This window comes from Sphingopyxis sp. (genome assembly GCF_041916015.1).
Lineage (GTDB): Bacteria > Pseudomonadota > Alphaproteobacteria > Sphingomonadales > Sphingomonadaceae > Sphingopyxis.
This window is the reverse complement of the sequence record NZ_JAYSAH010000092.1, coordinates 1-12,767: the sequence shown is the minus strand read 5'-3', so window position 1 is coordinate 12,767 and position 12,767 is coordinate 1. Positions and strand designations below refer to the sequence as shown.

The following is a 12,767-nucleotide window of genomic DNA, read 5'->3' as shown; positions in this document are numbered from 1 at the left end:
GGCGGGCCTGGCCGCCTTTTCGGCGACCGGCTTGTCGGTCGCGGGCATCGTCACCGCTATCGCGGCTGCGGCTGCGGCTGGCGGCGCTTCGGCGACGGTGGGGGGCTCCACGGCGATGGCGGCCGGTGCGACGGCCACGGGACCCCCGGTCTCGCCGTCGGCCGGCGCGTCGGTGCGTTCGTGCAGGGCAGGTGCGGCCTTTTCGGTCGCGGGAGCGGCCGTTTTGAGCGGGGTCGCAACGGCGATGAGCAGGCTGGCCGCCGCAGCCGCTGCGTCGGCGGGCTGGGTATCGACCGGCCTGGCGACCGTCTTTACCGCGGGTTCGGCGGCGAGCGTGGAATGGAGCGGGGTATCGGCAACCGGCTGCGCAAGGCCGAACAGCGCGGCCGCCGGCGGGGTCGTCGCGGCGGGCGAGACGGGACCAGCCGGCGCTTCGGAAACGGTCGGCGTGGCGGCTTGCGGAGCGGGCTGGCCCATGGTCTGGACGCCGAACAGATTCGCCGCGACCGGCATGGCCGGCGTGCCGGCCAGCGTGGCCGGAGCGGGCAGGGCGGATGCGGCCAAGGGGGTTGCCGCGGTAGCCGCCGTTCCCGGCAGATTCGCGAGCAATTGCTCGAAGCCCGGTTCGCTCGGCGGATTGCCCGCAGGCACGGCCTGGCCCAGCGCCGCGAGAATCGCGGCGAGGCCGGTCTGCGTGGGGGTCTGGGGAAGCGACGCCATCATGCTGCGCCGCCGTCGATCAGCCGCAGGCTCATCGCGCGGCGGCGATGCGGGCGGTTGGCATCGTTGCGGCGTTCCTGTTCCTGCGCCTCCGATTGGCGGCTGCGCTCATAGAGGCGGACCGCTGATTCTTCGCGGACCATCGCGCTCTGCGCAAGGACGCCCGCCTCGTCGCGGCGAATGCTGGCGCCCGCAAGCGGCGCGGCGAGATTTTCCTTCGCCATGTCGAGCCGCATGCCGAGCTCGCCGATCGTGTTGAGCGCGCGCCCGGCGACCGCGCCCTTCGCCATCGCAAGGTCGGTGCGCAGCGTCTCGAGGCGTTTCGACAGTTCGACGAGGCTCGCGAGTTCGCCGGTTGCGCGTGCGAGATTGGCTTCGGCCATCTGATGTTCGACGGTGCGCACGCGGATGATGCGTTTGCGGCGTGCGGTGCGGGCGTTCATGCAATATATCCTTCGATCAGGGCCTGGCGGGATGTTTCGAAATCGACCTGCGCGCCGGCCGCCTGCGACACGAAAGCAAGCTGGTCGGCGTGGCGCGCGATTGCGGTGTCGAGCACCGGATCGCCGCCGGCGACATAGGCGCCCATCAGCATCAGGTCGCGATTCTCTTCATAGGCGGACCAGAGCTGGCGGAAGCGCGCGGCGGCGGCGGCGTGGTCGGGATCGACCGAATCCGCCATGGTGCGCGACAGCGAGCGGGCGACGTCGATCGCGGGATAGACGCCCTGCTCGGCGAGCTGGCGCGACAGGATGATATGCCCGTCGACGATCGCGCGCGCGCTGTCGACGACCGGGTCGTCGATGTCGCCGCCGTCGGCGAGCACGGTGTAGAGCGCGGTGATCGAGCCGCCGGTCAGGCTGTCGTTGCCCGCGCGCTCGACCAGCGAGGGGATCAGCGCGAAGGTCGAGGGCGGATAGCCCTTCATCGTCGGCGGCTCGCCGAGCGTCAGGCCGATCTCGCGCTGGGCGTGGGCGACGCGGGTCAGGCTGTCGATGAGGAGCAGCACCTTCTTGCCTTCGGCGCGGAAGCTTTCGGCAATGGCGGTCGCGCGCATCGCAGCGCGCAGGCGCAGCAGCGGCGGATGGTCGGCGGGAACCGCGACGACGACCGATTTCTTGCGGACCGCGGGGGGCAGCTTCGTCTCGACGAAATCGCTGACTTCGCGGCTGCGTTCGCCGATCAGGCCGACGACGATCACATCGCATTCGGTGCCGGCGATCATCTGGCCCATCAGCACCGACTTGCCGACGCCCGAGCCCGCGATGATCGCGACGCGCTGGCCCTCGCCGATGGTGAGCAGGCCGTTGATCGCGCGGACGCCCATGTTGAGCGGCTTCGTCACCCGGCCGCGGCGCAGCGGATTGACCTTGCGCCCGGCGAGCGGCCACTGGAACTGCGACTTGACCGGCGGCCGGCCGTCGAGCGGGTTGCCCTGCGCGTCGATGATCCGGCCGAGCAGCGTCTTGCCGACCGCGACCATGCTCGACGCGCCGTGCGGCTCGACCGGCGCGCCGGTGACGAGCGGCATGTTGGTGTCGAAGGGGAGGACGAGGCTGCGGTGGCCGCGGAAGCCGACGACCTCGCCGTAGACATAGTCGTTGTTTGCCGACTTGATGCGGACATTGCTGCCGAGCGGCTGCGGGAAACCCGACACTTCGAGCATGATCCCCTCGTGCGCGACGAGCGTGCCGATACGGCGCGGGCTTGCGTCGCGCAGTTCGACGGGTGCGAGCAGTTGCTGCGCGGTCATGGCGAGGCGGCGCGTCATGCGGCGTCCCCTTCGCCGCCGAGCGCGGCGCGGAGTTCATTCAAATAAACCGCGCGGCCATGCTCGATCCAGCCCGCCGAGGTTTCGATGCGGACGGTGCCGCGCGTCATCGACGGGTCGGCCTCGATCGGCAGCGCGATCGCGGCATCGACGAGTAGCGCGGCGTCGGCAGGGTTCGCCCAGAGCGTGCGCGCCTTGTCGGCTTCGGCGACCATCGCCGCGGCGATGTCGGCCTGCGCCTGCAGCCATTCGGCGTCGATCGGCGCCTGGCCGACGATCTGGCGGACGAGCCGCTCGACCGTCTCGGCGATCAGCTGCGCGAGTTCCTCGCTCGGCTCGTCCTGCAGCGCCTCGGCGCTGGCGACCAGCGCGAGCAGCTGCTGGCGCTCGACCGCGAAGGCGGCCTCGGCGAGCCGCTGCCCTTCGGCAAGGCCGAGCGCGAACGGATCGTTCGCGGCTTCGGCGTCGCCGGCGACGGGCTCGACCGGCACCCTTTCGGGGGCGGGCGGCGCACCGAAGTGGAGCGGGCGGAAGCCGCGGCCCTCCGCCATGACGGCGGCGAGCGAGATGACGGTAGCTTCGGCGGCGCGATCAGACATAATCGTCGCCCCCGCCCGCGATCATGATCTCGCCGCTCGCGGCCATCTGGCGGACGATCTGCATGATCGCCTTCTGCGCCTCGTCGACGTCGGTGCGCTTGACCATCGTCATTTCGGCCATTTCGTCGCGGATCGTTTCCGACGCGCGCTTCGACATGGTGGCGAGGCAGCGATCGACCATGTCGGCGTCGGTGCCCTTGAGCGCGACCGCCAGCTGCGCCGCATCGACCGAACGGAGCACGGTGCCGAGCGCCTTGGCGTCGAGATCGCGCAGATTTTCGAAGATGAACATCTCTTCCTCGATGATCTGCGCGAGCAGCTTGTCGGTCTTCTTGAGCGTGCGGATCGTGCGTTCGCTCAATTGCTTCGGCATCTTCTTCATGATCTTGGCGACGTCGCTCGGGCCGCCGATCGGCTGCTTGGCGACGCGCTGGCCGCTGACGTTTGCGGCGGCGAGCACCGATTCGAGATCCTCGATCGCGGCGGCGGGAACCGAGGTGAGCTGCGCGGCGCGCAACACCAGCTCGGACTGCAGCGCCTCGTCGAGCGTTTCGATCGCGCGCGCGGCGACGTCGGGGATCAGCACCGACAGGATCAGCGCGCCGACCTGCGGATGCTCGTTGGCGAGCAGCGCGCTGATCGCATCGACGTCCATCCAGCGCAGCATTTCGAGCGACGCGGCGCTCGACTGCGGCGCGACGGCGGCGAGGATGTTGTCGGCGCGGACGTTGCCGACCGCTTCGTGGATCACGGTGCGGATGCGCGTGTCGGCGCCGACCGCGAGCGCGCTGACGTTGCGGCTTTCGGAGACGAACTGGTCGAGCGCCTGCTCGATCTGATTCTCGCTGGCGTTGGCGCTGTCGTACATCGACTTGGCGATCTGCTTCACCTCCTCGGGGCCGAGATGCTTGAGGATCGTCGCCGCCTCGCTTTCGTCGAGCAGCATCAGCAGGATGGCGGCGGCCGATGCGCCCTGGATCGCGGCCGGCACGCGCGGCGCATCTTCGGTCAGCGTGTCGATCTCGTCAGGCACGGGCACCCTCCTGCATCAGCTGGCGGACGACCAGCGCCGCGCGGGCCGAATCCTGACGGACGAATTCGCGGACGAGGTTGGCGCGCGCTTCATAGCTCGGCGCCGCCTCGATCATCTCGAGCGTGATTTCCTTGCCGCCGCGCCCGCTGGCGGGCGCCGCGGGATTTTCGGTCACCGCGAGCAAAGTCTCCTCGATCTGCGCGTCGCGTTCGGCGCGCTGGGTCGCGCGCTGCTTGGCGGCACGAATCAGCGGGCGGCCGATGAAGAAGAAAGCGAGGATCGCGGCGAGGATCGCGCCGACCTGCTTGATCAGCGGCAGGAACCAGGCCTGGTCGTAAAAAGCGGGACCGGCGTCCTCGACCTTGACGAAGGGGCGCTGGCTGATCGCGACCTGATCGCCGCGCGCCGCATCGAAGCCGACGGCGCCCTTCACCAGACTGTCGATCTTGGCGATGTCGGTCTGGGTCAGCGCCTTCTTGCCCTGATTGAGCGCGACCGCGACCGAGACGCGGCGAAGCTGGCCCTGCGGCTGGTGGGTGACCGAAATCTCGCGGCCGACCTCATAGGCGCGGGTCGCATTCTCGTTGCTGTTCGTCTGCGCCGCGGGCGCGCCGGGCGCCGCGGGGACGGGCGCGGTGCCCGTGACGGTTGAGGCCTGCGGCGGCTGGTTCGACAGCGCGCCGGGAATGCCGACCGCGGGCGGCGGAGCGCCGTCGCCGCTGACGCTGCGGATGACCTGCTCGCTGGTCAGCGCGCGGTCGTCCTTGGGGAAGCTTTCGCGCGTCGCCTGGCTTTCGGACATGTCGACGTCGGCATGGACCTCGACGGTATAGTTGCCGGCGCCGAGCATCGGGCCGAGCAAGGTGTCGAGCGCACGGCGGAAGCGGTCCTCGACCTGCGTCTGAAGCTGGAAGGCCTTCATGTCGCCGTTCGACGCGCCGTCGGAGAGCAGCGCGCCGCGCTGGTCGATCACCTGCACCTGATCGGCGTTCATGCCGGGAACCGACGAAGCGACGAGGAAGCGGATCGCCTGCACCTGCCCGTCGCTGAGCGAGCGGCCGTTCTGCAGCGTCAGCATGACCGAGGCGGTCGCGGGCTTGTCCTCGCGGACGAACAGGCTGGGCTCGGCGGCGGCGATGTGGACGCGCGCGGTCTTCACCGCGTCGATCGTCTCGATCGTGCGCGACAGGTCGGCCTCGCGCGCCGAGCGCAGCGTCTCGCCCTCGATCGCGCGGCTCGATCCCATCGGGAGCGAGGCGATCAGGCTGTCGCCGCTCGGCGCCGCCTTGGGCAGCCCCTGTCCCGCGAGGGCTATACGCGCCTGATAGAGCTTGTCGGCATCGACGGTCAGCGCGCCGGTCGTCGGGTCGATCGTATGCGCGATCCCCTGCGACTGCAGCGCGTCGGCGACCGCCGACTTGTCGCTGTCGTCGAGCCCGGCGAACAGCTGCGCCTGCGGGGCCGACTGGGTCATGAACCAAGCGAGCGCCGCGATGCCGATCGCGGTGGTGGTGGCGATCATCGGCAGCGCGCGCTGGACGGCGGGCTGGCGGACGAACTGCTGGACGGGCGCGAAACGGCCGCCCATCGCGGGGACGGGCAGGCGGTTCGTGTCGTCGACGGGGGTCAGGATCTGGGCTTCGGCCATGGGTTACACCGGCATGTTCATGATGTCGCGATAGGCGGAGAGCAGCTTGTTGCGGACCTGCAAGGTCGTCTCGAAGCCGAGCGAGGCCTTCTGCCGCTCGATCATCACGCTGACGATGTCGTGCGTGTCGCCGCGCTCATAGGCTTCGCTGACGTCGCTCGCGCGCTGCTGCTGGGTGTTGACCTGTTGCAGCGCGTTCGAGATCGCGGCGCCGAAATCGGGGGTGCCGCCGATGCCGCCCACCCCGCCCTCGATACCGCCCGCTGCGCCGCGGCCGGCGGCGCGCTGCAGCGCCTGATTCTGATTGAGGATCGAGCTGCGCATCTGCAGCAGCCGGCTCTGGTCAATCGTGCTCATAAGCTTTCATCCGTCCTGGTGCGCGGCCTTGCGCCGCACGCCCAAAGAGTAATGCAAAGCCCGTGCCAGAAATTTTATCGGCTGATTTTCAGGGGTTTGATTGGCTATCGAACAGGCTTAACACCCTCTTCGACATTTTTTTGACGGACCGGCTTAATCCGCCCGGCGGCCCGCCGTTACTGCATCCGTGACCGCTCGCCGAGCCCTCACGATACGGGAATGGCCAAACGGGCCGGAAAGGAACAACATGACTGTCATCAACACCAATGTGAGCGCGCTCCGCGCCCAGAACAGCTCGCGTGTTGCCAGCAACATGCAGGCCACCGCGATGGAACGCCTGTCGAGCGGCAAGCGCATCAACAGCGCCAAGGACGATGCCGCCGGCCTCGCCGTCGCGACCCGCATGCAGGCCGCGTCGCGCGGCTTCACGCAGGCGATTCGCAACGCCAACGACGGCATTTCGCTGGCGCAGACCGCCGACAGCGGCGCGGGCGCTATCTCGGACATCCTGATCCGCATGCGCGACCTCGCGATGCAGGCCTCGAACGGCACGCTCAGCGACGACGACCGCGGCCTGGTGCAGAAGGAAGTCACCGCGCTGATCTCGCAGATCGGCGACATCACGACGCAGACGACCTTCAACGGCAACAAGCTGCTCGACGGCAGCGTCACCGCCGGCTTCGACATCCAGACCGGCATCAACAGCGGTGAAAAGGTGAACATCACCATCGGCAACCTGACCGCGACGACGCTGGCCGTCGGTACGCTTTCGGTGGCGACCGCCGCCGGTGCCACGGGTGCGCTGACGACGCTCGACGCTGCGATCAAGACGGTGGCCGGCGAACGCGCCAACCTCGGTGCGCAGCAGAACCGCCTGAGCGCCGCTGTCGATAATTTGACGGCGCGCGTCACGAACCTCGATGAATCGCGTTCGCGCATCGAAGATGCCGACTTCTCGGCCGAATCGACCAAGCTCGCCGCGGCCGGCATTCTGTCGCAGGCATCGACCGCGATGCTCGCCCAGGCGAACCAGAGCGCGCAGGGCGTGATGAACCTGCTCCGCGGCTAAACCCGGACGTACAAACATAATCAGGCCAACTTTGGTTGGTCCCTTTATTGGCCTGATCCGACGCCCCGGCTCCCCACAGCCGGGGCGTCTTTTGTTTGGGTAGCCGGAAGAGCGGGCTCCTATCCTGTCATTGCGAGCGCAGCGAAGCAATCCAGGGCGTGACAAGCCACTCTGGATTGCTTCGCTGCGCTCGCAATGACGAGCTTTATGTTCAATGAAAATCGCGCGATTTCGGCAGGATGCGGACATCGCGCGGATGGCCGGGACGCGGCATCGGCGCATTCGGCGCGGCGTCGTCGCCCAGTCCGTCGAGCCGGTCGGTGCAGTCGATGATGCGCGTCGCCATCAGGTGGATCACCCCCTCCTTGCTCCGCTGCACCTCGCCCTCGGCGAGCATCAGCCGCGACGCCATGACGGCGCGGCGCTGGCGTTCGAAAAGGCGCGCCCAGAGCAGGATGTTGACGATTCCGCTCTCGTCCTCGAGCGTGATGAAGACCGCATTGCCCTTGCCCGGCCGCTGGCGGATCAGGACGACGCCCGCGGTGCGCACGATCGATCCATTCTTCGCCGCCGCGACTCCGGCCGCGCTCAGCACGCCCTCGCGCGCGAAATCGCGGCGCAGGAAGGCCATCGGATGGCCCTTCAGCGACAGCCGCGTCGTCTGATAATCGGTGAGCACATGCTCGGCGAGCGGGGTCGGCGGCAGCTTCGCATCCGCCTCGAAACCCAACTCGCCGGCTCCCGCGGCGCCGAACAGCGGCAGCACGCCCTGCCGCACCCGCCGCGCATCCCACAGCGCCGGCCTTCGTTCGAGCCCCATCGAGCGGCAGGCATCGGCATCGGCGATGAGGCGTAGCGCGCGGCTGGACAGGTTCGCGCGGCGGGCGAGATCCTCGACCGAGGCGAAGGGAGCCGTGCGGGCATGGGCGATCTGCGTCGCCCAGTCCTCGCGAAACCCGTCAACCTGCCGGAAGCCGAGCCGCAGCGCGAGGCTGCCGTCTTCGCGCCGTTCGAGGCTGTTGTCCCAATGGCTCGCGTTCACATCGACCGCACGCACCTCGACGCCATGGTCGCGCGCGTCGCGCACGAGCTGCGCGGGAGCATAAAAGCCCATCGGCTGCGAATTGAGGATGCCGCAGGCGAAAACCGCGGGATGATAATGCTTGATCCAGGACGAAACATAGACGAGCCGCGCGAAGGACTGGGCGTGGCTTTCGGGAAAGCCATAGCTGCCGAAGCCCTCGATCTGCTTGAAGCAGCGTTCGGCGAACTCCTGTTCGTAGCCGCGCCGCATCATGCCGCCGATCATCTTGTCGCGGAAATTGTCGATCGTCCCGACGTTGCGAAAGGTCGCCATCGCGCGGCGCAGGCCGTTCGCTTCCTCGGGCGTGAAGTCGGCCGCGACCATCGCCAGCTTCATCGCCTGTTCCTGGAACAGCGGGACGCCGTGGGTCTTTTTGAGAACGTCGTAAAGCTCGCCGGGATCATGCGGCGGAGCCGGTGAGGGGAATGTGACCTTCTCCTCCCCGCTTCGCCGCTTCAGATAGGGATGCACCATGTCGCCTTCGATCGGGCCGGGGCGGACGATCGCGACCTGCACGACCAGATCATAGAACTCCTTGGGTTTGAGGCGCGGCAGCATGTTGATTTGCGCCCGGCTTTCGACCTGGAACACGCCGATGCTGTCGCCTTTCTGGAGCATTTTATAAACGGCTTCGTCGTCGCAATCGATGTCGAGTTCCAGCGTGTGATCGCCGAGGCCGTGCTCGCGCATCAGGTCGTAGCATTTGCGGATGCAAGTCAGCATGCCGAGCGCGAGCACATCGACCTTCATCAGCCCGAGCGCGTCGATGTCGTCCTTGTCCCATTCGATGAAGGTGCGGTCCTCCATCGCGGCATTGTGGATCGGCACCAGCTCGTCGAGCCGCCCTTCGGTGAGGACGAAACCGCCGACATGCTGCGAGAGATGGCGCGGCGCTTTCAGCAGTTCGCCGACGAAGCGGTGCAGCCGTTCGATCTCGCCATTATGCGGGTTAAGCCCCGCCTCGACGAGGCGCTGGGTCGGCACTTCGTCGCCCCAGCTTCCCCAGCTCGTATCGGCGAGCCGCGCGGTGACGTCCTCGCTGAAGCCGAGCGCCTTGCCGACCTCGCGGATCGTGCTGCGCGCGCGGTAATGGATGACGGTCGCGGCGATCCCGGCGCGCTCCCGGCCATAACGTTCATAGATGTGCTGGATCACCTCCTCGCGCCGTTCATGCTCGAAATCGACGTCGATGTCGGGCGGCTCGTCGCGCTCGGCCGACATGAAGCGCGAGAAGAGCAGTTCGTGCTTCATCGGATCGACCGAGGTCACGCCGAGCAGGAAGCAGACGATCGAATTGGCCGCCGACCCGCGCCCCTGACAGAGGATCGGCGGATTCTGGGACCGGGCGAAGCGGACGAGGTCGTAGACCGTCAGGAAATAATAGACATAGGCACGCCGCCGGATGAGGCGCAGTTCGTTGCCGACAAGTTGCCGGACCTTGGGAGGCAGAGGGACGCCATAGCGCTTCTCGGCCGCCGTCTTCACCAGATGGTGGAGATAGGGAAACGGCTTCCAGCCCGGCGGCACCGGCTCGTGCGGATATTCGTAGCGCAGGTCGCCGAGGTCGAATCGGATGCGGCCCAGCAGCTTCGCGCTTTGCTCGATCGCCCTGGGATAGCCGCCGAACAGCCGCTGCATTTCGGCGGGTGCCTTCAGGTGGCGCTCGCCGTTGGCGCGGAGCAGCCGGCCTGCTTTCTGGACCGTCGTTCCTTCGCGGATGCAGGTGATGATGTCGTGCAGCGGCCGCTGCTCGCGGGTCGCATAGAGCGCATCATTGGTCGCGAGCAGGGGAACGCCGGTCGCCGCCGACAGACGCTGGCGTTCGGCCAGCTTTCGTGCGTCGCCGCCCGCTTGCGGCATCGCCGCCGCCAGCCAGACCGACTTCGGCCGTTTGCGCTTGAGGGTCAGGAGCAGCGCCTCGTCGGCCTCGGTCGCGATCAGCAGCAGGTCGTCCGAATGGTCGAGCAGGTCGCCGAGCTCCAGAATGCAGTCCCCCTTCTCGGCGCGCAGATTGCCGGTCGAGAGGAGGCGGGTGAGCTGGCCCCAGCCGTAGCGGCTGACCGGATAGGCGACGATGTCGGGGGTGCCGTCGGCGAAGGCGAGCCGTGCCCCGACCACCAGCCGGAAGCGCTCCACCTTTTTGGGCTGCTTGACCTGCAGGTCTTTCAGATAGGCCCACGCCCGCACCACCCCCGCGACGCTGTTGCGGTCGGCGATGCCGATGCCCGCCATGCCGAGCTCCAGCGCGCGTGCGACCATCTCGGCCGGGTGCGAGGCGCCGCGGAGGAAGCTGTAGTTGGTCGCCGCGACCAGTTCGGCGAAACCGGGACCGGCGGGTTCCTCGCTCATGCGAACAGCCCGTGGATGTACCAGCGCGGATCGGGCTTTTCATCGTAAAGCCCGTGGCGGAACAGCCAGAAGCGGCGGCCCTGGACATCCTCGACGCGGTAATAGTCGCGCGTCAGCCCGCCATTGTCGCGGCGGCGCCACCATTCGGCGGCGATGCGTTCGGGGCCTTCGTAGCGGCGCACCGCGTGAAAGGCGCGCCGCCAGCGAAAGCGCTGCGGCGGGCCGTCGGGAACTTCGGCGATCACCTCGATCGGCTGCGGCGGGTCGAAGAGGTGGAAGGGGCGCGCCGGCGGCTCGCCGGGTTCGGGTGCGATCCACGGTGCGGGCGGCGGCGCGTCGATCGCGGGGAGCGCGAGCTGCGCCTGTTCGGGGATATGCGTGTCGGCGGCGAGCAGGCGCTTGACGCGCCCGCGTCCGAGCCGCGTCGTCATCCGGTCGATCAGCTCGTCGATCACCGCCGCGCGCACCGCGCCGCCCTCGAGCTTCAACTGCGTCGCGCCGAGCGGGTCGAGCCGCGGCACCGCGAGGCGGATCATGTCGAAGCCGAAGCCGGGGTCGAGCGGGTCGGCGAGCCCGTCCATCCGCTCGGCGAACAGGCGCATGACCAGCCCGGCGTCGCGCGTCGCATGGCCGGTCTCGATATCGATGCTGCGCGCAAGGCCGTCGCTGCGGAAGAAGGTCGCGCGGAAATGCCGCCCGCCCTTGCCGCGTTCGGCGAGGGCTTCGATCGCCTCGCCCGCCAGCTCGGTCAGCACTTTGGCCGCGTGCGCGGTGCTGCCGAGCGGTTCGGCGAAGCGGCGCTCGACCATGACCGGCGGCGGCGCGATGCGCGGGTCGAGCGGGCTCGGCGCGTCGCCGAGGATGCGGCGAAGCGCGGTCGCGGCACTCGCGCCGAAGCGCGCGGCGATATTCGCCATCGGGCGGCTCGCGAGGTCGCCGATCGTCTTCAGCCCCGCGCGGACGAGCGCGACCGTCGCCTCGGCTTCGAGTTCGAGCGCGGCAACGGGGAGGCGGCGGATCGCGCTGGCCTCGTCGGGGGCCGGCCGTGTCTGGTAGCGCGCCAGCGCGCGCGCGGCGTCGGCGGTCGGGCCGAGCGCGAGGCGCACGCTCATGCCGAGGCGCGCGAGGCGCCTCTCGATGTCGGCGATCAGGCCCGCCTCGCCACCCGCCAGATGCTCGGCGCCGGCGATGTCGAGGATCAGCCCGTCGGGGGCGTCGAGCGCGACGAGCGGCGTATAGCGATTGCACCCCAGGGCGAGCCGGTCGAGCCAGGCGTGGTCGGCCGCCGGATCGTGGGCGACGACGATCAGCTCGGGCACCCGCGCGCGCGCGTCGGCGAGCGGCATGCCCGCGGCGAGACCGACCGCCTGCGCCGCCGGATCGACGCTCGCGATGCGGAGCGCGCCGCGTTGCCTGTCGGCGAAGACCAGCGGGGCGTCAGGCGGCCGCGGCGCCGTGCGGGCGAGCCGCTCGGCGGGCAGCCAGGGGAAGAAGAGCGCCAGATAGCGCCGATTCCCCAAAGGCATTTTCGTCATGGTTCCAGTCCAGTCGCCAGCGCCCGCCGGCGGGGCCGGCGCGCCAGCGCAAGAGTTCGAGGTCGAAGGCGGGGGCGCCCGGCGCATGGGCTTCGAGTTCGCGTGAGACGGCCGCTGCGACGTTCCAGCGCGTTTCGGCAACACTCGGCGCGGGGACGGCATTCAGCCGCAGCATCAGCAGGGCCGTCCCCGCGTCGCGCGCGCCGAGCGCGAGGCGGCGCCCCGCGGTCAGGTCGAACAAGGGGAATTTCCCCCAGCTTTCGACGATCACCGCCGCCGATCCCGCGCAGCGGACCGCATCGTTCGCACAGGCGAGCAGCATCCTGGGGTCGGGAGTTTCGACGAGCAGCAGCCGGTCGGGATCACCGCCGAGCTCGGCGATGCCGGGGGCATAGATCGAACCCGTGCGTCGTGCGTCGCCGCCGGTGCGCAGCCAGATCAGCGGCGCCTTGCCTGGTGTGCGGAACGCGAGCAGCGCGGCGAAGGCGGCGGCGCTCGTTCCGTCGAGCGCGTCGGCGGCGAAGAATTCATGCAGCTTCCCGGCCGCGAGCCCGCCGCCGAGCGCGGCGTCGAAGGCGGCGCAGCCGCTCGCGAGCCCGCCG

General features: G+C 69.2%; 10 protein-coding genes and 1 pseudogene. 1 reads left to right on the top strand and 10 read right to left on the bottom strand.

The genetic code is table 11. The annotated features are described in order from the left end of the window. The 7 genes and pseudogenes from ACE3SL_RS13800 to fliE all read right to left on the bottom strand — a co-directional run. Window positions 1-723: pseudogene (locus ACE3SL_RS13800) on the bottom strand (hypothetical protein); the annotation flags it as partial. Further along, the gene (locus tag ACE3SL_RS13795) at window positions 720-1,163 is read right to left on the bottom strand and encodes a hypothetical protein (RefSeq protein WP_374526304.1); all 444 of its coding nucleotides are present in this window, start codon (window positions 1,161-1,163) and stop codon (window positions 720-722) included. The gene ACE3SL_RS13795 and the pseudogene ACE3SL_RS13800, both read right to left, overlap by 4 nt. Next, complete coding sequence (locus ACE3SL_RS13790; protein WP_374526303.1) at window positions 1,160-2,491, bottom strand: FliI/YscN family ATPase; 1,332 nt, start codon at window positions 2,489-2,491, stop codon at window positions 1,160-1,162. The genes ACE3SL_RS13795 and ACE3SL_RS13790 overlap by 4 nt, the downstream gene beginning before the upstream one ends. Beyond that, the gene (locus ACE3SL_RS13785; protein WP_374526302.1) at window positions 2,488-3,090 is read right to left on the bottom strand and encodes a FliH/SctL family protein; all 603 of its coding nucleotides are present in this window, start codon (window positions 3,088-3,090) and stop codon (window positions 2,488-2,490) included. The genes ACE3SL_RS13790 and ACE3SL_RS13785 overlap by 4 nt, the downstream gene beginning before the upstream one ends. Further along, window positions 3,083-4,123: a flagellar motor switch protein FliG gene (gene fliG, locus ACE3SL_RS13780; protein ID WP_374526301.1), complete on the bottom strand. Its 1,041-nt coding sequence runs from the start codon at window positions 4,121-4,123 to the stop codon at window positions 3,083-3,085. Before fliG ends, ACE3SL_RS13785 begins: the two co-directional genes overlap by 8 nt. Continuing rightward, window positions 4,116-5,771: a flagellar basal-body MS-ring/collar protein FliF gene (fliF, locus tag ACE3SL_RS13775; protein WP_374526300.1), complete on the bottom strand. Its 1,656-nt coding sequence runs from the start codon at window positions 5,769-5,771 to the stop codon at window positions 4,116-4,118. Before fliF ends, fliG begins: the two co-directional genes overlap by 8 nt. A 3-nt stretch (window positions 5,772-5,774) precedes the next feature. After that, the gene (gene fliE, locus ACE3SL_RS13770; protein ID WP_374526299.1) at window positions 5,775-6,128 is read right to left on the bottom strand and encodes a flagellar hook-basal body complex protein FliE; all 354 of its coding nucleotides are present in this window, start codon (window positions 6,126-6,128) and stop codon (window positions 5,775-5,777) included. 247 nt (window positions 6,129-6,375) lie between these two features. Between fliE and ACE3SL_RS13765 the strand changes: the two genes are divergently transcribed. After that, window positions 6,376-7,197, top strand: coding sequence for a flagellin (locus ACE3SL_RS13765; protein ID WP_374526298.1), 822 nt, complete (start codon window positions 6,376-6,378; stop codon window positions 7,195-7,197). A 211-nt stretch (window positions 7,198-7,408) separates the two neighbouring features. Here the strand turns inward: ACE3SL_RS13765 and ACE3SL_RS13760 are convergent, their stop codons facing one another. The 3 genes from ACE3SL_RS13760 to ACE3SL_RS13750 form a co-directional block, all read right to left on the bottom strand. Continuing rightward, entirely contained in the window at window positions 7,409-10,630 is a 3,222-nt protein-coding gene (locus ACE3SL_RS13760) for an error-prone DNA polymerase (protein ID WP_374526297.1), read from the bottom strand. Continuing rightward, entirely contained in the window at window positions 10,627-12,165 is a 1,539-nt protein-coding gene (locus ACE3SL_RS13755) for a DNA polymerase Y family protein (RefSeq protein ID WP_374526296.1), read from the bottom strand. Before ACE3SL_RS13755 ends, ACE3SL_RS13760 begins: the two co-directional genes overlap by 4 nt. Next, window positions 12,068-12,767, bottom strand: a 700-nt coding sequence (locus ACE3SL_RS13750; protein WP_374526295.1) for an ImuA family protein, incomplete at its 5' end; no start/stop codon positions are given. The genes ACE3SL_RS13755 and ACE3SL_RS13750, both read right to left, overlap by 98 nt.